13 protein-coding genes, 1 pseudogene and 2 riboswitches are annotated in these 20,441 nt (G+C 69.3%); of the genes and pseudogenes, 4 read left to right on the top strand and 10 right to left on the bottom strand.

Translation table 11 applies throughout. From position 1 onward, the window contains the following. Positions 1-21 precede the first annotated feature (21 nt). Entirely contained in the window at positions 22-1,632 is a 1,611-nt protein-coding gene (locus MQH10_RS08465; RefSeq protein ID WP_242563629.1) for a GMC family oxidoreductase, read from the bottom strand. A gap of 17 nt (positions 1,633-1,649) precedes the next feature. Next, entirely contained in the window at positions 1,650-2,435 is a 786-nt protein-coding gene (locus MQH10_RS08460; protein ID WP_242563628.1) for an SDR family oxidoreductase, read from the bottom strand. Between the two features lie 337 nt (positions 2,436-2,772). On the opposite strand from MQH10_RS08460, the gene MQH10_RS08455 reads away from it, so the two are divergent. Continuing rightward, a complete protein-coding gene (locus tag MQH10_RS08455; protein WP_242563627.1) occupies positions 2,773-4,368 on the top strand; it encodes an amidohydrolase in 1,596 nt (531 codons plus the stop codon). 106 nt (positions 4,369-4,474) lie between these two features. Here the strand turns inward: MQH10_RS08455 and MQH10_RS08450 are convergent, their stop codons facing one another. Further along, positions 4,475-4,975: an Lrp/AsnC family transcriptional regulator gene (locus MQH10_RS08450; protein WP_242563626.1), complete on the bottom strand. Its 501-nt coding sequence runs from the start codon at positions 4,973-4,975 to the stop codon at positions 4,475-4,477. 456 nt (positions 4,976-5,431) lie between these two features. On the opposite strand from MQH10_RS08450, the gene MQH10_RS08445 reads away from it, so the two are divergent. Then, positions 5,432-8,266 carry a TonB-dependent receptor plug domain-containing protein gene (locus tag MQH10_RS08445; protein ID WP_242563625.1) on the top strand — a complete coding sequence of 945 codons (2,835 nt, stop codon included), beginning with the start codon at positions 5,432-5,434 and terminating at the stop codon, positions 8,264-8,266. 88 nt (positions 8,267-8,354) lie between these two features. Beyond that, complete coding sequence (locus MQH10_RS08440) at positions 8,355-10,937, top strand: zinc-dependent metalloprotease (protein ID WP_242563624.1); 2,583 nt, start codon at positions 8,355-8,357, stop codon at positions 10,935-10,937. On the opposite strand, the gene MQH10_RS08435 is transcribed toward MQH10_RS08440, so the two are convergent. Further along, a complete protein-coding gene (locus MQH10_RS08435) occupies positions 10,877-11,467 on the bottom strand; it encodes a winged helix-turn-helix transcriptional regulator (RefSeq protein ID WP_242563623.1) in 591 nt (196 codons plus the stop codon). The genes MQH10_RS08440 and MQH10_RS08435 overlap by 61 nt on opposite strands. A gap of 58 nt (positions 11,468-11,525) precedes the next feature. Between MQH10_RS08435 and MQH10_RS08430 the strand changes: the two genes are divergently transcribed. Continuing rightward, positions 11,526-13,388 (top strand): FAD-dependent oxidoreductase, encoded by a 1,863-nt coding sequence (locus MQH10_RS08430; protein WP_242563622.1) that lies wholly within the window; start codon positions 11,526-11,528, stop codon positions 13,386-13,388. A 16-nt stretch (positions 13,389-13,404) separates the two neighbouring features. Here MQH10_RS08430 and glyA read toward each other — a convergent pair whose 3' ends face one another. The 6 genes and pseudogenes from glyA to MQH10_RS08405 all read right to left on the bottom strand — a co-directional run. Continuing rightward, positions 13,405-14,697 carry a serine hydroxymethyltransferase gene (gene glyA / locus MQH10_RS08425; RefSeq protein WP_242563621.1) on the bottom strand — a complete coding sequence of 431 codons (1,293 nt, stop codon included), beginning with the start codon at positions 14,695-14,697 and terminating at the stop codon, positions 13,405-13,407. A gap of 16 nt (positions 14,698-14,713) precedes the next feature. Further along, entirely contained in the window at positions 14,714-14,797 is an 84-nt protein-coding gene (locus tag MQH10_RS27245) for a hypothetical protein (protein WP_336605066.1), read from the bottom strand. 118 nt (positions 14,798-14,915) lie between these two features. Continuing rightward, positions 14,916-15,989 (bottom strand): annotated as a pseudogene (locus tag MQH10_RS08420) (L-serine ammonia-lyase); the annotation flags it as partial. Between the two features lie 158 nt (positions 15,990-16,147). Further along, positions 16,148-16,212, bottom strand: a riboswitch (glycine riboswitch). Positions 16,213-16,214: 2 nt separating this feature from the next. Beyond that, positions 16,215-16,302: riboswitch (glycine riboswitch) on the bottom strand. 90 nt (positions 16,303-16,392) lie between these two features. After that, positions 16,393-16,644 (bottom strand): hypothetical protein, encoded by a 252-nt coding sequence (locus MQH10_RS08415; protein ID WP_242563620.1) that lies wholly within the window; start codon positions 16,642-16,644, stop codon positions 16,393-16,395. An 81-nt stretch (positions 16,645-16,725) separates the two neighbouring features. Continuing rightward, positions 16,726-17,199: a cellulose biosynthesis protein BcsD gene (gene bcsD, locus MQH10_RS08410; RefSeq protein WP_242563619.1), complete on the bottom strand. Its 474-nt coding sequence runs from the start codon at positions 17,197-17,199 to the stop codon at positions 16,726-16,728. After that, positions 17,196-20,441 (bottom strand): cellulose biosynthesis protein BcsC (locus MQH10_RS08405; RefSeq protein WP_242563618.1); only part of this gene is annotated, 3,246 nt, incomplete at its 5' end. The genes bcsD and MQH10_RS08405, both read right to left, overlap by 4 nt.

Raw genomic sequence — 20,441 nt, 5'->3', positions numbered from 1 at the left:
TGCGGCGCCGGGAGTTCGGTCTCAGTCGTCGGCGATGATCATGCGCGCGGCCTTTTCGGCGATCATCATGGTCGGCGAATTGGTGTTGCCCGAGGTGATGGTCGGCATGACCGAGGCGTCGGCGACTCGCAGCCCCGCCACCCCATGCACCCGCAAGCGCTCGTCAACGACCGCGGTGGGATCGGAGGCCAGGCCCATCTTCGCTGTGCCGGCCGGGTGGAAGATGGTGGTCCCCAGTTCACGGGCCGCGGTCAGCAACTCGGCGTCGGACTGGGCCTGGTCGCCGGGGCGATGCTCGCGCGGCTGGAACTTTTGCAGCGGCGCCTGAGCGACGATCCGCCGGACGAGACGCATGGAATCTATGGCCACCCGCTCGTCCTCGGCCGTCGACAGATAGTTGGGCTGGATCACCGGCGCGGCGTCGGCGTCCGGGCTCGCAGCATGGATCGAACCCCGGCTGGTCGGGCGCAGATTGCAGACGCTGATCGTCACCGCCGGAAAGGCGTGCAGCGGCTCGCCGAACCGGTCCAGCGACAGGGGCTGGACGTGGAACTGCACATTGGGCGTGGCGTGCTCCGGCGAGGAGCGGGCGAAGGCGCCCAGCTGCGACGGCGCCATCGACATCGGCCCCCGCCGATGGACCGCATATTCCAGCGCCATGAGCGGCCTGCGCCACCAGGAGGCGTAGAGGTCGTTCATGGTCGGCACGCCGGTCACGCCGAAATAGGGGCGGATCTGCAGATGGTCCTGCAGGTTCTCGCCGACCCCAGGCAGGTGCGCCTGGGTCTCGATCCCCAAGGTCTGCAGCCGCGCGCCGTCGCCGATCCCCGACAGCTCCAGCAGCTTGGGCGTCGCCACCGCGCCGGCGGCCAGCACCACCTCGCCGGTGGTCCGCGCCTCGAAGCTCTGGCCGCCCTTGGTCCAGGCCACGCCCACGGCGCGGCCGTTCTCGACGATCACCCGGCTAACCTGGGCGTGGGTCTCGAGCTTCAGATTGGGTCGCTTCAGCACAGGCTTCAGGAAGCCCGCCGCCGCGCTCCAGCGCCGCCCGGCCTTCTGGTTCACCTGGAAATAGCCGCAGCCGAAATTGTCCCCGCCATTGAAGTCGGCGACCTTGGGTATCCCCTCCAGCGCCGCGGCCTCGGCGAAGGCGTCGAGCACGTCCCAGCGCATGCGCGGATGCTCCACCCGCCATTCGCCGCCGGAGCGGTGCAAGGGGCCGGGCGGGGCGATGTGGTCCTCCTGGTCGAGGAACAGCGGCAGGACGTCATCCCAGCCCCAGCCGGCCAGGCCGCGCTGGCGCCAGCCGTCATAGTCCGCCGCCTGGCCGCGCATATAGATCATGGCGTTGATCGCCGAGGAGCCGCCGATCACCTTGCCGCGCGGATAGGCCAGGCTGCGCCCGGCCAGTCCCGCCGTGGGTTCGGTCTTGAACATCCAGTCGGCGCGCGGGTTGCCGATCGAGAACAGATAGCCGACCGGGATATGGAACCAGATCCAGTCGTCCTGGCCGCCCGCCTCCAGCACCAGCACCCGGCGCGACGGATCCGCCGACAGCCGGTTGGCCAGCACGCAGCCCGCCGATCCGGCGCCCACGATGATGACGTCATAGATCTGGGGGGGCTCGGTCATGGCGGGCGCGGGCCCGGTCAGCCGCCCATCACCTTGGCGCGCAGGCGGCGCATGCCGCCCAGCCAGCGGTCATAGTCGGCGGTCTTGCGCTGCATATAGGTCAACACCTCGGGGTGAGGCAGGATCAGGAACTTCTCGGCCGCCAGGCCCTGGATCACATGCTCGGCCGCCTCATCCGGGGTCAGCACCCCGTCCAGGCTCTGGGGCGAGCCCGAGCCGCCGGCCCGCAGCATGGCGGTGTCGACGCCCTGCGGGCACAACACCGAGACCTTGATGCCCTGGTCGCCGTGGGTGATGGCTAGGCTCTCGGCCAGGCCGATGGCCGCATGCTTGGTGGTCGAATAGACCGCCCCGCCGATCTGCGACAGCAGGCCCGCCGCGGAGACGGTGTTGAGCAGATAGCCCTCGCCGCGGGCGATCATGCCCGGCAGCACCGCGCGGGCGGCGTGGACGTGGGCCATGACATTGACGCCCCAGGCCCGCGCCCAGACCGGGTCGGGGGAGGAGACGGCGTTGTTGCGGTCCGGGTCGCCGTCGCCGACGCCGGCGTTGGAGCAGAACAGGTCGATATGGCCCTGGTCGGCCTCGACGGCGGCCACCATGGCGGCGACCGCGGCGCCGTCGGAGACGTCGGTCTCATAGGCCTTGCCGCCGATCTCGGCGGCGACTGCGCGGGCGCCTTCGCCGTTGCGGTCGACTACGGCGACGTGCCGGGCGCCTTCGCGGGCGAATCGCCGCGCCATGGCCGCGCCGATGCCGTCGGCCCCGCCGGTGACCACGATGACCTTGTCCTGGACGTTCATGTTCGCGCCTCCCTGCGCGCCGTCGCCGCCTTCGGCGCCATGCTTGGCGATGGGTTAGGGGCCCGCCCGCTCGTGCGCAACCCTCGTCTTCCGCGAAGCGGTGCGACCAGCAAAGAAGCAGCTGCCGCTACGGAATCGCTTGGAGATCGGTCAATTCGCACCATCCGGCGATTTTGCACGCCCTCGCGTTTACACGCGCGGATTGTCATGCTGGTTTGTCTTCATTGAGCGAGTTTTCGTCGCCATTCGGCGATTTTGGGATGAAAACCGGCGTATCAATTTCGCCCAATGGGCGGCGGCGCGCGTCGGGGCTTTGCAACACCCGTGGGGGAAGAACATGAAGACCACTGCTAAGACCCGGCCGCTGGCGGCGCTCCTGATGGCCTCGGCCCTGGCCCTGCCGGCCGCGGCCGCCCACGCGGAGACGACCCCGGCCATGAAGGCCGCGGCCATCGCCAATGTCGACGCCCGCACCAAGATGGTCCAGGAAATGGTGGACCAGGTGTTCTCCTATTCCGAATCCGGCTTCCAGGAATTCCGCACCTCGGAATATCTGACCGGCGTGCTCGAGAAGAACGGCTTCAAGATCACCCGCGGCGTCGCCGGCATCCCCACGGCCTGGACGGCGACCTGGGGCTCGGGCGGCCCGCTGGTCGCGCTCGGCAGCGACATCGACGACCTGCTCGGCCTCTCGCAATATCCCGGCATTCCGGACATCAAACCGATGGTCGAGGGCGCGCCCGGCCATGGCGAGGGCCACAATTCCGGCATGCCCCTGATGATCGTCGCGGCCCTGGCGGCCAAGGACGTCATGGAGAAGAACCATATCCCCGGCCGCATCATGCTGTGGCCGGGCGTCGCCGAGGAGCTGCTGGCGACCAAGGCCTTCTACGCCCGCGACGGGGTGTTCAACGGCGTCGACGCCTCGATCTTCGCCCACGTCGGCCGCGACTTCTCGACCGGCTGGGGACCGGGCGGCAACAACGGCATGGTCTCGGTGGAGTACACCTTCCACGGCAAGACCGCCCATGCCGCCGGCGATCCCTGGGACGGCCGCAGCGCGCTCGACGCCGTCGAGATCATGGACACCGCCTGGAACTTCCGCCGCGAGCACCTGCCGCTCACCCAGCGCTCGCATTATGTGATCACCAATGGCGGCGGCCAGCCCAACGTCGTCCCGGGCGTCGCCTCGGTCTGGTACTATTTCCGCGAGAACAGCTTCGACTCGATCCGCAAGCTCTATGAGCTCGGCAACAAGACCGCCGACGCCGCGGCCATGGCCACCGACACCACGGTCGAGCACCACGTCCTGGGCTACGCCGCGCCCAACTATTCCAACAAGCCGCTCGCCGAGGCCGCCTACGCCAACATCAAGGCGGTCGGCATGCCGCAGTGGAGCGAGGACGACAAGATCTTCGCCAAGCGGGTCCAGACGGCCCAGCACTTCAAGATTGAGCCCCTGGCCACCGAGGTCGCGCCGCTCTCCACGCCTGAAGGTCGCGGGCCCTCCATGGGCGGCGGCTCCGACGACATCGGCGACGTGATGTGGACCGTGCCCACCATCACCATCCGCTATCCGTCGAACATCCCCGGCGCCATCGGCCACAACGTGACCTCGGCCATGGCGATGGCCACGCCCATCGCCCACAAGGGCGTGGTGGTCGGCGCCAAGGCCGTCGCGCTCACCGTGCTGGACATCATGACCACGCCCAAGCTGGTCGCCGACGCCAAGGACTACTTCCAGAACGTCCAGCTGAAGGACACCAAGTACGACCCGGTCCTGACCAAGGACGACAAGCCGGCGATCTGGCTGAACACCGACATCATGGCCAAGCTGCGCCCGAAGATGGAGCCCTTCTACTATAACCCCAAGAAGTACGGGACCTATCTGGAGCAGCTCGGCATCCAGTATCCCAACGGCAATGTGAAATAGGCCGTCGCGGAGATCCCGCGTTTCCATCCCCTTGGGCGCGGGTTGGGTTCGGGGAGGTGCGCAAGCGCCTCCCCGAACTGATTCCGGGGCCAGCGAAGCGGCGGCGTCAGCCGCTGGTCTTGTCCTGGAACACCACCGGCGGGGTGGAGCGGCGGGCGACCTCGCGCATCACGAAGCTGGAGCGGATCTTGGCCACATGCGGCAGGGTCGACAGCTCGCGGCGATAGACCCGGTCATAGTCCTCGAAGGACTCGACGTTCAGCATGATCAGGAAGTCGGTGTCGCCCGAGACGAAGCCGCAATAGGAGACCGAGGGGCACTTCACCACCTCCCGCTCAAACTCGTTCAACGCCTTCTCCGCCTGGGAGCTCAGCTCGATAGCGACGAACACCACCACGCTGTAGCCCAGCATCGGCATGTTCAGATTCGCCGAATAGCTGAGCACCGCCTGACGCTCCTCCAGGCTCTTGCGCCGGCGCGCCACGGCGGTCGAGGAGAGGTTGATTTTCTCCCCAAGCCAGACGTCCGACGCCCGTCCATCCGCACAAAGCTCCTTCAGGATCCGATAATCCACGTCATCCAGGTCGAGCTGTTCGGATTTCGACATTGAACTTCCAACTCCGTGCATAAATCGGCGGCAGAAATGCATTTTCGGCGCTGAAAACCCGCTTTCCGCAAGTCCAAATTTTACGCCGGATTAAGGTGTGGATGTGGCGGGCAGGAAATGGGCGTCACCCAACGAAAAGATGTCTCCCTGCCTTCCTGCGTACGTCGTGCGCACAGGTGTACGCCGCTCTGACCGGGCGGTCCACGGGGGTGGGAACAAACAGGGGCGAGCCGCCGCGCTGCAGTCGCAGCGCTCAGGGAGCAACACCGGCGGCGCGTTTTACTGATCCGTACTCGCAAGGATCGGTCGGGCGGGAATTCGAGACTGAATTGAACAAGCAGTGCGCCGGTCTTTCGGCGCTCGGGGGGTCGCTTTGTCTTCGTATCGGGGGGCGGGCGGCGAGCATCGGCGGGGTGAAATCCGCCTTCACTGACGAACAAGCAGCCGGGGAAAACCATGCAACATTCAACGAACCTGAGGCCGAAGTCGAACCTTCGCCGCTACGCGCTTGCGACCGCGAGCCTGGCCGCCCTGCTCGCCTCGGCCCACACCGCCGCCGCGGCCGACGCCGCCGCCGACAAGGGCGAAGCGGTGGTCGAGGAAGTGCTGGTCACCGGCTCGCGGGTGGTGCGCGACGGCTATGACGCCCCCACCCCGGTGAACGTGCTGGGCACCGACGAGATCAAGGCCGCCGCGGCCGCCAACATCGCCGACTTCGTCAACACCCTGCCGTCCATCGCCGGCAGCACCACGGCCTCCAACTCCTCGGGCAGCCTGTCGAACGGCGCCGCCGGGATCAGCGCCCTGAACCTGCGCGCGCTCGGCACGGGCCGGACGCTCGTGCTGTTCGACGGCCAGCGCTCGGTGGTCTCCGCCTCGACCGGCCAGGTCGACACCAACACCTTCCCCCAGGCCCTGATCAGCCGGGTGGAAGTGGTGACCGGCGGCGCCTCCTCGGCCTACGGCTCCGACGCTGTCGGCGGGGTGGTCAACTTCATCCTCGACAAGGACTACACCGGGGTGAAGGCCACCGCCGAATACGGCGAGACCACCTATGGCGACAACCCGAACTCCAAGTTCAACATCACCGCCGGCGGCGGCTTCGCCGACAAGCGCGGCCACGTGTTGTTCAGCGCTGAACGGGTTCGCCAGGAAGGCGTCCACTATTACAGTCGCGACTGGAACAAGACCGGCTATTTCGCCGTCCGCAATCCCGACACCACCACGGCGGGCCTGCCCTATTACGTGGTCTCCCACAATGTCGGGATCTCGGCCTATACGCCCGGCGGCCTGATCACCAACACCGCCCTCAAGGGCACCTATTTCGGCGTCAACGGCTCGGTGAACCAGCTGGCCTATGGCCAGGTGACCGGCCAGTGGATGATCGGCGGCGACTGGAAGTACTCGTCCTCCGGCATGAACGGCACCAACAGCCTGGCGCCCGACGAGGATCGCGACAGCGTCTTCGGCCGCGTCAGCTATGACCTGACCGACCACGTCCAGGTCTTCGCCCAAGGGTCCTACGCCAAGTACAAGGGTCTCTCCTACTACATCAACCCGACCCAGACCGGGATCGTCATCCAGGCCGACAACGCCTATCTGCCGACCTCGATCAAGACCCAGATGACGGCGCTCGGCCTGAAGTCCTTCACCATGGGGACCAGCAACGCCGACATGCCCGCCTCGGGCAGCGCCATGGAGCGTGAGACTCAGCGCTATGTGGTCGGCGCCAAGGGCGACTTCGACGCCTTCGGCCTGGCCTTTGACTGGGACGGCTACTACCAGCACGGCGAGACCCAGACCCACGAGTCCCTGACCGCGACCTGGAACACCGCCCGCCTGGCGCTCGCCACCGACGCGGTGGTCAATCCGACCACCGGGGCGATCGTCTGCCGCTCGACCCTGACCAATCCGACCAATGGCTGCGTGCCGCTGAACCGCTTCGGGGTCGGCGTCGCCAGCGCCGCGGCGCTCGCCTATGTGCTCGGCACGCCCTATCGCGACCAGGACTTCAAGCAGGACGTCACGGCGATCAACCTGCGGACCAACAGCCTCCAGGGCTGGGCCGGTCCGATCTCGCTGGCCGTCGGCGCCGAATACCGCAAGGAGCAGATGGGCGGCTTCGTGCCCACCGAGTACCAGGCGAGCGGCTGGAAGTACGGCAACTTCAAGGTCACCAAGGGCGAATACGACGTCAAGGAAGCCTATGTCGAAGTCCTGGTCCCGATCCTCAAGGGCTTGGATTTCAACGGCGCGGCCCGCTACACCGACTATTCCACCTCCGGCGGCGTGACCACCTGGAAGGCCGGCCTGACCTACACCCCGATCGACGACATCACCTTCCGGGCGTCGAAGTCGCGCGACATCCGCGCGGCCAATATGAGCGAGCTCTACGACACCGGCACGGCCCGCTCGAACTCGGTCAACATCAACGGCGTCGCCACCGCCTTCGTCCAGAACCTGCAGGGCAATCCCGACGCCCAGCCGGAAGTGGCCGACGGCTACGGGATCGGCGTGGTGGTCAAGCCGCGCTTCCTGCCGGGCTTCCAGGCTTCGGTCGACTATTACGACATCCAGGTCGACGGGGTGATCAGCTTCGTCACCGCCCAGCAGGTCGCCGACTACTGCTACATCAACAAGATCAACAGCTACTGCAATCAGCTCGTCTATACCGGCACGACGCTCAGCACGATCAACCTGTACTACGCCAACCTCAACAAGATGATCGCCCGCGGTCTGGACGTGGAGGCCTCCTACCGCGTGCACCTCGAGGATCTCTATGAGCCGCTGAAGGGCGATCTGAGCCTGCGCGCCCAGGGCACCCACTATATCGAGAACGTCACCGACGACGGCGTCACCCACATCAATCTGGCCGGCGCCAACACCAGCTCGACGCCCGATTGGATCTACCGCCTGACGGCCATGTACAAGATCGAGCCCTGGACCTTCGACGTGACGGTCCGCGGCGTCAGCGCCGGTGTGGTCTCCAACGCCTATACCGAGTGCACCTCGAACTGCCCGGCCAGCGTCTCGCCCTACTACACGATCAACGACAACCACATCGACGGCGCCGCCTATCTCGACCTGTCGGCCTCCTACGCCTTCACGGTCCGCGACGTCAGCGGCGAGGCCTATGTCTCGATCAAGAACGTCCTGAACAAGGATCCGGTCCTGACCTCCAACCCCGCCAATCTCGGGGCGGAAAACACGGTCGGGTACCTGCAGACCAACCGCAGTCTCTACGACGTCATGGGCCGGGTCTTCCGGGTCGGCGTCCGGATGGAATTCTAAAGTCTGAGGAGAGTGACGGCCCGCCCCGGTGTGAGAACGCCGGGGCGGATGTATTCAGTACCGAAATAAGCGTTTCCGGGGAGATTCGATGACACGTGGATTGCGCGCAGCCCTCTGCGCCCTGCTGGCCTCTTCGGCCCTGATCTCCGCCCCGGCCCTCGCCGCCAGCCCGCCCGCCGCCGCCCCGGCCGCCCCTCTGATGACCGGCCTCCTGCCGGTCCGCATCGACACGACCGCGGGCAAGATCCTCGTCACCCTGCCGGCCCCCGGCGCCGACGGCGTCCTGGGCCGCTTCATCTATGCGACCAGCCTGCGCACCGGCATCGGCTCGCCCAACATGCGCCTCGACCGCGGCATGCAGGGCCCCAGCCGCCTCATGGTCTTCCGCCGCTACGGCAAGAAGGTCGCGATCCAGTTCGAGAACCCCCGGTTCCGCGCCACCGGCGGCTCGCCGGCCGAACAGGCTTCGGCCCGCGACAGCTTCCCGATCACCACGGCCTGGATGGGCGACATCGTCTCCAGCGAGGCTGACGGCCGGGTGACCATCGACATCGCCCCGTTCCTCACCCGCGACGTCATCGGCATCGGACCGGAGCTGGCCGAAAGCGGCGCCAAGGGCTTCAAGCTCGCCGACAATCTCAGCGCCCCGGACCTTTCGGCCGTCAAGGTCTTCCCCGACAATATCGAGTTGGAGGCCCTGCAGACCTACCAGTCGGACACCCCGACCGGCGAGGTGAACAGCCTGGCGCCCGACGCCCGCCAGATCAGCTTCGTGGTCCACCACTCCCTGGTCCGCCTGCCGGAGCCGGGCTACGTCCCGCGCCGCTTCGACCCGCGCACCGGCGGCTTCTCGACCCAGATCGTGGATTTCGGGACCCCGCTCAGCGAGAACGTCGTCTACCAGCTGGCCAACCGCTTCCGGCTGGAGAAGGTCGACCCCACTGCCCCGCGCTCCAAGGTCAAGAAGCCGATCATCTTCTATATCGACCCGGCCGCGCCCGAGCCGATCCGCACCGCCCTGATCGAGGGCGTGGGCTGGTGGTCCCAGGCCTTTGACGCCGCCGGTTTCATCGACGGCTTCCAGGCCAAGCTGCTGCCGCCCGGCGTCGATCCCCTCGACGTGCGCTACAACTTCGTCAACTGGAGCAACCGCGCCACCCGCGGCTGGTCCTATGGCCAGGTGATCACCGACCCGCGCACGGGCGAGATCCTCAAGGGCAACGTCGTCCTGGGCTCCCTGCGCTCGCGCCAGGACATGATCATCTTCGAGGGCCTGGTCGGGACCGACAAGCTCGGCAAGGGCGGACCCAATGATCCGGTGGAGGTGACCCTCGCCCGCCTGCGCCAGCTGGGCGCCCACGAGGTCGGCCATGCGCTGGGCTTCATGCACAACTTCGCCGCCAGCACCCAGGGTCGCATCTCGGTCATGGACTATCCGGGCCCCAAGATCGGCCTGGTCGATGGCGCGCCGGACCTCACCGACGCCTATGCCCGCGACATCGGCGCCTGGGACAAGTTCACCGTCGACTGGCTCTACGGCCAGGCTGCGCCCGGCGTCGATCCCGAGGCCGAGGCGCGCAAGAAGGTCGAGGCCTCGGTCAAGGCCGGGGTCCGCTACATCACCGACATCGACGGCCGCGCGCCGGACACCCCCAATCCCTGGGGCAGCATGTGGGACAATGGTCCCGATCCGGCCATGGAGCTCACCCGCATGATGGGCGTGCGCAAGGCCGCCATCGCCCGCTTCGGCCAGAACGCTCTGCTGCCCAATGAGCCGGTCGCCGCCCTGCGCCGCCGCTTCGTGCCGATCTGGCTGCTGCACCGCTACCAGGTCGACGCCACCGCCAAGATGATCGGGGGCGTGGACTACGTCTATGCGGTCAAGGGCGACGGCACGCCCCCGGCCAAGCCGGTCGCGCCCGCCACCCAGCGCGCGGCGCTCGACGCCCTGATGGGAACCCTGGCGGCGGACCAGCTGGAGGTCCCCGACGCCCTGGTCGGCCTGCTGTCGGCCGGCATCAACGGCGCGCCGGACCGCCAGTCCGATATCGAAGTCTTCGCCAACGCCGGGGCCGCGGCGTTCGATCCGCTGGTGGCGGCTGACGTGGGGGCCCGGGTGACGCTCGACACGCTGCTGGCGCCCCCACGTCTGACGCGGGTGTTCGAACAGCACCGCCGCGACGCCAGCGCGCTCGGCCTCGACGAGCTGATCGACCGTGTACTGACGACCGCCGTCGAGACCCGCAAGACTGACCTCCAGCGCCGCATCGCCTATCGTGCGGTGATGGCGATCGCCCAGGCCGCCCACGACCCCGATACGTCGCCGGACGTGGCCGCCGCGCTCAATTCAAGGCTGGCGGCCCTGGCCGATCAGTTCGCCAAGGGCGGGGCCGGCCCGACGGCGGCTGGAGCCGCAGCCTGGCCCGCACGCTGGGCGACGACGCCCTCTTGGAAAAGGAACTGGCCAAGGCGCCCCGCGCCCCCTCCGTCCCGCCCGGCATGCCGATCGGCGCCGAGACCGACTGGATGGACGACCTCTAGACTTCCCGCCCCAAGCTCCCGGCAGGAAACCTCGGCCCCGGATGACCGCTCGTCCGGGGCCGAACCCGTTCAAGGCTCGCTGACGCTCCGGGCGGCCGCCGCCGCCCGTTGCATCCGTTCCTCCAGATAGGCGGGGTTGGGCAGACCGTGGGTCTCCGTCCAGGGGACCGTGACCCCACAGGTCGGGCAGCGGCCATCCAGCTCCAGTTCGGTCCGGCAGCTGTTGTGGAACATACGCACCGCCACGCCCTCCTCGGGCGTCTTGCACCAGGTTTCGCCCCAGGCCCGGAACGCCAGGATGATCGGCATCAGGTCGAGCCCCATGGCGGTTAGCCGGTATTCGAACCGCAGGGGCCGCTCGGAATAGGCGCGCCGCTCGATCAGCCCATCCGCCTGCAGCTGCTTCAGCCGCGCCGTCAGCAGCTGGGGCGTCGCCCCCGTCTGGGCCAGCAGATCCTGAAACCGCGACACGCCCATGAACAGCTCGCGGATGATGAGCAGGGACCACTTGTCGCCCACCCGACTGGTGGAGCGGGCGATCGGGCAGAGGGTGTCTGGAAGATCCTGGGACGGCAGGGCGGGTGTCTCCGGCGGGCGGCGGGGTCTGACCTTAGCCTGCGGCCTATGATCATCATAGCCGCTTGACCCTATGAAAATCATAGTATCAATCTCCCGACCACGACGCCAAGGCGCGTCGGGCGATGGGGGAGGACAGGCCATGACCAGGTCGGGACGGATTTCGGGCATTCTGGTCGAGGCCGAGGACTTCGCCAGCTATGGCGGCTGGGTGCTGGACTCCCAGTTCGAGACCCAGATGGGATCGCCCTATCTGCTGGCCCATGGCCTGGGGCGGCCGGTCGCCGATGCGACCACGGTGATCACGGTCGACGAGCCAGGCGAATATGAGGTCTGGGTGCGCACCCGGGACTGGGCGGCGCCCCACGGGCCCGGCCGGTTCGCCCTGTCCATTGACGGTGTAGCCCTGGACACCGAATTCGGCGTCCATGACCCGGACTGGTCCTGGGTGTCGGCCGGCGAGGTGACCCTGGCCCGCGGCGAGGCGACCCTGGCGCTGCACGACCTCACCGGCTTCGACGGCCGCTGCGACGCGATCTATTTTGGCCGCGACGGCGCGGTCCCGCCCAACGCCGTCGATGGGTCAAGCCGCGCCTGGCGCCGGGCCCTGCGGGGGCTTCCCGATCAGCCGGTCGAGGCGGGGGACTATGACGTGATCGTGGTCGGCGGCGGCGTCGCCGGCTGCGCGGCGGCCCTGACCGCGGCGCGTCTGGGCCAGCGGGTGGCGCTCATCCACGACCGTCCGGTGCTGGGCGGCAACGCCAGCAAGGAGATCGGCCTGATGCCGCGCGGCGCCCAGGGCAAGATCCTGGCGGAGCTCGCGACCCGCACCCCCGACGGGGATCTCGCCGCCCTGTCCCTGCTGCAGGCTGAGCCCACCGCAGAGGTGTTCCTTGAGCACCGCATCATCGCCGCCGACCGCCAGGGGGACCGGATCGTCTCCATCGATGCGGTCGAAGCCCGCGGCGGTCTCGAACGTCGCTTCACCGGCCGCGTCTTCATCGATGCCAGCGGCGTGGCGATCCTCGGCGTGCTGGCCGGCGCGGAGACCCTGTTCGGTCGCGAGGCGCGGGCCGACTTCGACGAGCCCTATGCGCCGGAGGTCGCCGACGAGATGCACCACGGCAACACCCTGTTCTTCCGGACCCGGATGGCGGACCACCCCGTCCCGTTCCCGGGGGTCCCCTGGGCGACCGAGGTGTCCAAGGACTACGCCAATCTCAGCGGCCAGCTCATGAAGCCCGGCCTGGAGAACGGCCCCGGCCCGGCGGCCAGCGCCAATCCTGACACGCCGGCCTTCCAGTTCAGCGCCGACCCCAGCCAGGCCTGGATGATGCAGTTTCCGGCCACCCACTATTGGGAATACGGCCAATGGTTGGACCCCTATGTCTCCGGCGAGCAGGTCCGCGACTATCTGATGCGGGCCCTCTACGGGACCTTTTCCAACGTCAAGACGATGGAGCCCGAGGCCCACGCCAATCTCGAGTTCGACTGGATGGCCTTCGTGGCCGCGCAAGGCGAGTTCCGGCGCTACCGCGGCGACTATGTCCTGACCGAAAACGACGTCCGCAACCAGACCCGCCACAACGACATGCTGGTCGCCAATGACGGGTTCTTCTGCATCCACTGCGCCTGGAACCCGGGGGAGGGGAAATACGACTTCCGCCTCAAGGACTGGATCATGGATGTCCGCGACCAGCAGCCCTACGGCATCCCGTTCCGCTGTCTGTACTCGGCCAATATCGACAATCTGCTGATGGCCGGGAAGCACATCAGCGTCACCCATGTGGCCGGCTCGGCGGTCAAGCTGATGGGCAACGGCGCCCAGCATGGCGTCGCCGTCGCCGCCGCGGCCTTCCTCTGCAACGAGCACGACACCACGCCGCGGGGCCTGCTGGACAACCACATGGACAAGCTCCGCGGCCTGGTCGACGCGCTCACCGGCCACGACCACGACATGACCAGCCACCCGCCGACCCGCAAGTTCGTCGCCGTTCCGGGCTAGGTCGCGGCGGCGTGCGCTACACCCCCTGCGCCAGCCCCGCCGCCCCGGCATAGATCGGGAAGGCCGCCGCCAGCTTGGCCACCTCCGTCCGCACCTTCGCCTCGGCCGCGCTGTTGTCGGCCGGGTTGGCGATGAAGCCGTCCAGGACGTCGGCGATCAGCTCGCCGATCTTGTGGAACTCCGCCGTCCCGAACCCGCGCGTGGTCCCCGCCGGACTGCCGAAGCGCACGCCGCTGGTGAGCGCCGGGGGCAGGGGGTCGAACGGCACGCCGTTCTTGTTGCAGGTCAGGCCAACGCGCCCCAGGGCGTCCTCGGCGTCGCGGCCGGTGATCGCCTGGCCGCGCAGGTCGAGCAGGATCAGGTGGGTGTCGGTGCCGCCGGTGACCAGGTTGAATCCGCGATCCATCAGGGCCTCGCCCAGAGCCTGGGCGTTGGCCACCACCTGGGCCGCATAGGCCTTGAAGTCGGGCTGCAGGGCCTCGCCGAAGGCCACGGCCTTGGCGGCGATCACATGCATCAAGGGGCCGCCCTGCAGGCCGGGGAACACCGCCGAGTTCAACTTCTTCGCCAGCGCCTCGTCGTCGGTCAGGATCAGCCCGCCGCGCGGCCCGCGCAGGGTCTTGTGGGTGGTCGAGGTCACCACATGGGCGTGCGGGAAAGGGCTCGGATGCGCCCCGCCCGCCACCAGTCCGGCGAAATGGGCCATGTCGACCATCAGCTTCGCGCCCACCTCGTCGGCGATGGCGCGGAAGCGCGCGAAGTCGATCTGGCGCGGAATGGCCGAGCCGCCAGCGATGATCAGCTTGGGCCGGTGCTCGCGCGCCAGGGCGGCGACCGCCTCATAGTCGATCAGGCCGTCCTCCGGCTTCACGCCATATTGTACAGCCTTGAACCATTTGCCCGACAGGGTCGGCTTGGCCCCGTGGGTCAGGTGGCCGCCGGCGTCCAGCGACATGCCCAGGATCGTGTCGCCCGGCTTCACCAGCGCCATCATCACCGCCCCGTTGGCCTGGGCGCCGGAGTGCGGCTGCACATTGGCGAAGCCGCAGCCGAACAGGGCCGTGGCCCGGGCGATGGCCGCCGCCTCCACCACATCGGCCTGCTCGCAGCCGCCATAGTAGCGCTTGCCCGGATAGCCCTCGGCGTACTTGTTCGTCAGCACCGAGCCCTGGGCGGCCATCACCGCGGGCGAGACGATGTTCTCCGAGGCGATCAGCTCGATCCCGCCTTGCTGGCGGGCCAGTTCCGCGGCCAGGGCCTGGGCGATGACGGGGTCGCCGTCCAGCCGGCGGTCAAAGAAGGCGGTCATCGGTCTCTCCAGTCATTCAACATTCAACGACATTCACGGCCAGCCCGCCGAGGCTGGTCTCCTTGTACTTCGAGCCCATGTCGCGCCCGGTCTGGCGCATGGTCTCGATCACCGCGTCCAGGGACACGACGTGGCGGCCGTCGCCCTGCAGGCGAGATAGCGGCGTTGACGGCCTTCACGGCCCCCATGGTGTTGCGCTCGATGCAGGGGATCTGGACCAGCCCGCCGATCGGGTCGCAGGTCAGGCCCAGATTGTGCTCCATGCCGATCTCGGCGGCGTTCTCGACCTGGCTGTTGGTCCCGCCCAGGGCCGCGGTGAGGCCGGCGGCGGCCATGGAGCAGGCGACGCCCACCTCGCCCTGGCAGCCCATCTCGGCCGCCGAGATCGAGGCGTTCAGCTTGTAGAGGACCCCGATCGCCGAGGCGCTCAGCAGCAGGGTCCGGCTCCCGGCCCGCGTCGCGCCGGGCGCGAAGGTCTCGTAATATTTCAGCACTGCGGGCAGTACGCCGGCGGCGCCATTGGTCGGCGCCGTCACCACCCGCCCGCCGGCCGCGTTCTCCTCATTGACCGCCAGGGCATAGAGGCTGAGCCACTCGAACACGGCGGAGGGATCGGGCGCGCAGGTCCGCGCCGACAGTGTCGCGTGCAGCTTGGCGGCCCTGCGCGGCACGTTCAGCCCGCCGGGCAGCACCCCCTCCTGGCGACAGCCCCGCGCGATCACCGCCAGCATGGCCGCGCGCACCTCGTCCAGAAACGCCAGGGTCTCCGCCTTGGGCCGCCAGGCGCTCTCATTGGCCAGCACCAGCTCGGCGATGCTCATCCCTGTCCGCTCGCCGAGCGCCAGCAACTCCGCCCCGGAGCTGAAGGGGTGGGGCAGGGCGATATTGGCGCGCGCCGCCGCCACCCCTTCCATCTCGATCGCCCCGCCGCCCACCGAATAGAAGGTCCGCTCCAGCGCGCGGCCCGCCCCGTATTCGGCCCGCAGCCGCAGGGCGTTGGCGTGGCCGGGCAGGAACTCGCCCATCCGGAAGCGCAGGTCCGCCGCCCCGAACGGGACCAGGGTCTCGCCGTCGAGCCGCAGGGCGCCGCTGTCGCGGATCTCGCCGACCAGGGCCGCGATCAGGTCGGGGTCCACGCCCTCCGGCGTCCAGCCCGCCAGGCCGAGCAGCACGGCGACATCGGTCGCATGGCCTTTGCCGGTCAGGGCCAGAGACCCGAACAGGTCGCAGGAGAGCGCGATCGGCGTCCCTTCCGTCAGCGCCAGCGCGGCGAAGCGCTTGGCCGCCCGCATCGGCCCGACGGTGTGCGAGCTGGAGGGCCCGATCCCGATGGTGAACAGGTCCGCGACGCTGAGCGCCGGGGCGGGGGAGGCTTCCAGGACGACAGGCGCGTCCAGGGACGTCGAAGGCATGCGCGAACCCTTGGGCTGGAATTCAGCCGGTTGCGCCCCTTCTGTCTGTCTTGCCTGAGATCGTTATCCCGTCGGCGGGCGCGGAGGCGCCTCTTTCCAGAAGTCCGTTGCTGAACGGTCCTTTTGCCTGAGAGATTCCGGGGCGGTTGCTCCTTCGGCGCTGGCTTTCGCCAGGCTCTCCCGTGTCAGCGCGACGAGACTTGGGCGAGACGGCGCGGCCTGTCAAACCCCTATCATCGGTCGCAAAGACTCGCGCGGCCCCTCAGCCCCGGTTGCGCAATTCCTAGGCGTCGTAAGTCTGGCCGCGGGTCCGGGCCACGTGGAAATCCCCGCTGACCGACAAGACGATCCAGTCGCCCGGCCGCGCCACCTCCTGGCCCAGCGGCGTCGCGACCTGCACCAGGCCGCTCGGATCGATCATCGCCCCGCACTCGCCGAGCCAGGTCTGCAGGGCCCGCCAGCTGCGCGAGTCCTCGGGCCCGGGCACGCGAAGCGCGGCGCCGTGGTCGAAGGCCTTGGGGGTGGAACGCCGCATGTCTCGAATCAACCGGGTGGGTGGAACGGCCGAGTTGGCGCTGAATCGGTATCCCGGACCTTAATGAGCGGGACAGTTCGTTCAGGCGGCCTGCGCGAACCTCAGCACCACCGCCTCGTCGGAGGCCGACAGGTCGATCCGCGCCGCCAGGCTCTCCCCCGCCCCCTGGGCGCGCAGCCAGCCGGTATAGAGCCCCTCGAGCAGGGCGGCGAAGGCGGCGGGCCAGGCGCCGGCCGCGTCCTCGGCGATCCGCCAGGGCCCCGCCTCGTGGCGGATGACCACCGCGTCCCCGGCGTCGCTCAGAGACACCAGCCCCCAGTCCATGGCGGCCAGGGCCTGGTTGGCGGCGGTCTGGAAGCTTTCCAGGGTCTCGGTCGCGGCGAGCGGCGAGCCCTCCGCCAGCCTGAGCCCCGTCTGGCGCAGGAAGCCGCGGGCCGGCTCCACCCCCACATTCTCGAACAGCTCGGCGGCCATGGCCGCCAGCGTTCCCCGCCACTGGGGTGAGACCTGACGCTCGGCGTAATAGCTGATCACGGGATTGCTCGACTGGGTCATTGGGGTCCTCCGAAGGTCTTGCGCAGGAAGACCCCGAGTTTGAATTCATTGTACTGGCCGAAGGTGTCGAGCGAGGCCTTGCCCCCGATCGAGGCCGAGGGACTGATCTGGTATTCGCCCTTGGCTTCGCCCGAGATGCCGAAGCCCGAGCGGCTGTTGCCCTGGTGGAAGGCCGACACCTCGGCCGAGCGGGTCGTGGCCCCGGCGATCTGGCCCTGCAGCACAGGGTCGGTCGGGAACACCAGCGAGGGGTCCTCGCTATAGGACTGGAAGCCCGGCGCGACCTTCACGTCCCACCGCCACTTGTCGCCCAAGAGCGCATAGCTGACCGGGAAGGTCAGGCTCACATACTGCTGCGGGCTGAAATAGCCGCCCTGGCCTAGGCTGAAGTGGCGCAGGTTCTTGTCATAGGCCTGGGTGTTGACGTTGGCCCCCAGCTTCAGCTCGCTGTGCTCGCCCTTATAGGCGGTGACATAGCCGCCCAGATTGATCTCATAGGCGGTGTTGTCGGCCACCCCGTTCCCGGTCAGCCGCTTCATCGAGCCCTCGGCATAGGCCCCGACCCCGTGGCCGCGGTCATAGCTGGCGCCCACCGTCACCTGGTCGCGGGTCACCCCGCCCCAGGTCTTGCCCGTATAGGCGTCCTTCATGCCGGCATAGGACAGCACGCTGTCGGTCACCGGCCGCCGCTCCAGCCCAAACTTCAGGGTGGTGGCCCCCAGGCTGGGCGTCCATTGGGCCCCGCCGATCACCTGGGTCCGGCCAAAGCCGATCGGCGTCACCCCGACATCGCCGGCGAAGTGCTCGGACCTGTAGCCGACATCGAAGCCGACGCCCGAGGCCTGGGGCTGCACCGACCTGGCGGTGACGGGGACCGGCGGGGTCTGGACCTTGCCGGCGGCGACGGCCAGGGGCGCGGTGCCGATCTCCGCCGAGACCAGCCCGGCCGAGGTCCCAGCGCGCAGGGCCGTGGGGGTGATCGATCCGGTGAGCCGGCCGCCAAAGGCTGGGGCCGAGAGCGTCACACCGGTCTTCACCTCGGTCAGCCGGCTGGAGCCCGCGTCCCCGCTGCGGGCGCGGACCTCGACATCGCCCTGGACGGCGATCGCGTGATCCTCCTCGAGCTGCGAGAGCTCCTGGTTGATCTGCTGGTTCAGCGGGGTGCTGGTCGGAAGCGCCATGGCCGGCCCGCCGAACCCGGGAACCGACGGGGCCAGGAAGCTCGGGGTCAGGGCGGCGAGCGCGGTGGAGAACGCGTTCTTGTGCGGCGCGGCCGAGGCGCCGAAGCCCGCCAGGGGCGGCGCCGCGCCCTGTGGGACATAGGCCGTGGAGAAGGCCTGGCCCTGCAGCGGGGCGGGATAGGCCAGGCCCATCGGCGTCGCCGCGGCCTGCGGGATCCCGACCGGCGCGAAGCCCTGGCCCAGGCCGGGCGCGAAGCCGCCGAAGCTGTCGCCGGTTCGGGCGCCGCCGAACGGATTGGGGCCGAGACCGCCGCCCGCCCGGAACAGGGACGGCGCGCCCGGCAGGGCCTGGGGCGCCGCGGCCGGACCATTGGCCAGGCTGGCGGCGATGCGGAACGCCTTCTCGGCGGCCCGATCGTTGCCGCGCGCCTTCTCCATCCGGCCCAGCTCGAAATAGAGCTCGGCCTTGCGCGGCGCGATCTGCAGGGCGTGCTGCAGCCGGGCCTGGGCGCGGGGATAGTCCTGGGCGTCGATGGCCGCGCGGCCGGCGTCCAGCAGCACGCCCACGTCATTGGGCTGGCGGGCGACCAGGGCGTCATAGACCTGGGTCGCCTGGGCGTACAGCCCGCCCGCCTGGCACAGCCGGGCGAGCGCCGACATCAGGCCGATGTCGTTGGGCGCCGCCGAGAACGCCGCCGACAGGGTGTCGAAGGCGCCGGCATAGTCGCCGCCGGTGCGCTGGCGGTCGGCCTTGCGGATCGCATAGCCGGTCATCAGGCCGGTGAAGGCCGTGCGGTCGTCCGGGTTGACCGCCTTGGCTTGCAGGGCCGAGAGCAGCTGTTCGGCGGCCTCGTCCTGGCCGGCGGCGCCCAGCACCTCGACAAAGCCCGCCGCGTCGCCGGGACGAACCCCGGCCGGCAGGGGCGCCTGGGCGGCGGCCAGCGCCAGGCCCCCGGCCTGATAGGTGTCGCCCAGATCGTACAGGGCCTGGGCGATGCGGGCCTGGGCCCCGAAATCGAGCCCCCCGCCGGCCAGCTGGCCGCGCAGCAGGATGACCGCGCGGGTCGACAGGCCCTGGTCGGCCAGACGCTTGGCCTCCTGGATCGTCCCGTCCGTCGACAGCCGGCGGCTGAGCGCCTGGATGTCCTTGGACCGCCGGCCCTCCGGGATTCGCCGCACCAGGGCGGCGGCCTCGGTCAGCCGGTTCTGCGACGCGGCGTAGAGCGCCCCGGCCGACAGCGCCTCGAGGCTGGCGTCCTGGGCCGACAGGGGGGCGGCGACGGCGGCGGCCTGGGCCCGGTCGCCGTTGGCGGCCAGGAACTTGGCGTAGTCGTAGCGGGTCCACGGATCGTCCGGGTCGGCGTTGAGCGCCGAGGCGAGGGCCGAGCCCGCGCCAAAGGTGTCGCCGGCCTCCGTCAGGCGGGCGGCCCGCGCGCGCTCGATCCGGCCGGTCAGCGACCGGGCCGCGGCGCTGTCGGGGACATCGTGGATCAGGGCCTCGGCTTGGTCGGCCTTGTTCTGGTCGATCAGGGCCAGGGCGAGGCCCATGCGCGCCTCGTCGCGGCCAGGCACGGTCGCCAGCACCGCGCGATATTGCGCCTCGGCCTCGGCCGACCGGTGCGCGGCCGACAGCAGGTCGCCCAGGAACAGCTGGGCCTCGATGCGATAGCCCTGGGGCCGGGTCGCCAGCTTGCGGGCCTGGGCCTCGGCCTGGGCGAGCTTGCCGGCGTCGCGGGCGGCGGAGGCCTGCTGCAGGTCGGCGAAGAAGTCGGCCGCGTCGCGCGCCTCCTTCCAGCTGGCGGCGCCGGACCCTTGCGAGGCCTGGGTCAGTAGGCCCCGCGCGGCGGCGAACCTCTGTTGCTTCAGGCGCACCACGCCCAGCCCGCCGGCCGCGTCCCGGTCGCCGGGCACGGTCTTCAGGGCCTGCTGGAACAGGCTCTCGGCCTGGGCAAGATCGCCCGACTGCAGGGCGCTGAAACCCGCCACGCGCAGCTCGCCATTGCGGTCGGCGGCCTTGGCCGGGGCCGGCGGCGCGGCGCGGACCGGCGGCGGGGCGTCGGA

Source organism: Phenylobacterium aquaticum (assembly GCF_022695515.1).
Taxonomy (GTDB): domain Bacteria; phylum Pseudomonadota; class Alphaproteobacteria; order Caulobacterales; family Caulobacteraceae; genus Phenylobacterium; species Phenylobacterium aquaticum.
The sequence above is the reverse complement of the archived record's forward strand: the minus strand, read 5'-3'. Positions and strand labels throughout refer to the sequence as shown.

Coding starts and splice junctions, on each gene's coding strand:
- MQH10_RS08465 (WP_242563629.1), bottom strand. CDS start 1,632: ATGACCGAGCCCCCCCAGATCTATGACGTCATCATCGTGGGCGCCGGA.
- MQH10_RS08460 (WP_242563628.1), bottom strand. CDS start 2,435: ATGAACGTCCAGGACAAGGTCATCGTGGTCACCGGCGGGGCCGACGGC.
- MQH10_RS08455 (WP_242563627.1), top strand. CDS start 2,773: ATGAAGACCACTGCTAAGACCCGGCCGCTGGCGGCGCTCCTGATGGCC.
- MQH10_RS08450 (WP_242563626.1), bottom strand. CDS start 4,975: ATGTCGAAATCCGAACAGCTCGACCTGGATGACGTGGATTATCGGATC.
- MQH10_RS08445 (WP_242563625.1), top strand. CDS start 5,432: ATGCAACATTCAACGAACCTGAGGCCGAAGTCGAACCTTCGCCGCTAC.
- MQH10_RS08440 (WP_242563624.1), top strand. CDS start 8,355: ATGACACGTGGATTGCGCGCAGCCCTCTGCGCCCTGCTGGCCTCTTCG.
- MQH10_RS08435 (WP_242563623.1), bottom strand. CDS start 11,467: ATGATTTTCATAGGGTCAAGCGGCTATGATGATCATAGGCCGCAGGCT.
- MQH10_RS08430 (WP_242563622.1), top strand. CDS start 11,526: ATGACCAGGTCGGGACGGATTTCGGGCATTCTGGTCGAGGCCGAGGAC.
- glyA (WP_242563621.1), bottom strand. CDS start 14,697: ATGACCGCCTTCTTTGACCGCCGGCTGGACGGCGACCCCGTCATCGCC.
- MQH10_RS27245 (WP_336605066.1), bottom strand. CDS start 14,797: ATGCGCCAGACCGGGCGCGACATGGGCTCGAAGTACAAGGAGACCAGC.
- MQH10_RS08415 (WP_242563620.1), bottom strand. CDS start 16,644: ATGCGGCGTTCCACCCCCAAGGCCTTCGACCACGGCGCCGCGCTTCGC.
- bcsD (WP_242563619.1), bottom strand. CDS start 17,199: ATGACCCAGTCGAGCAATCCCGTGATCAGCTATTACGCCGAGCGTCAG.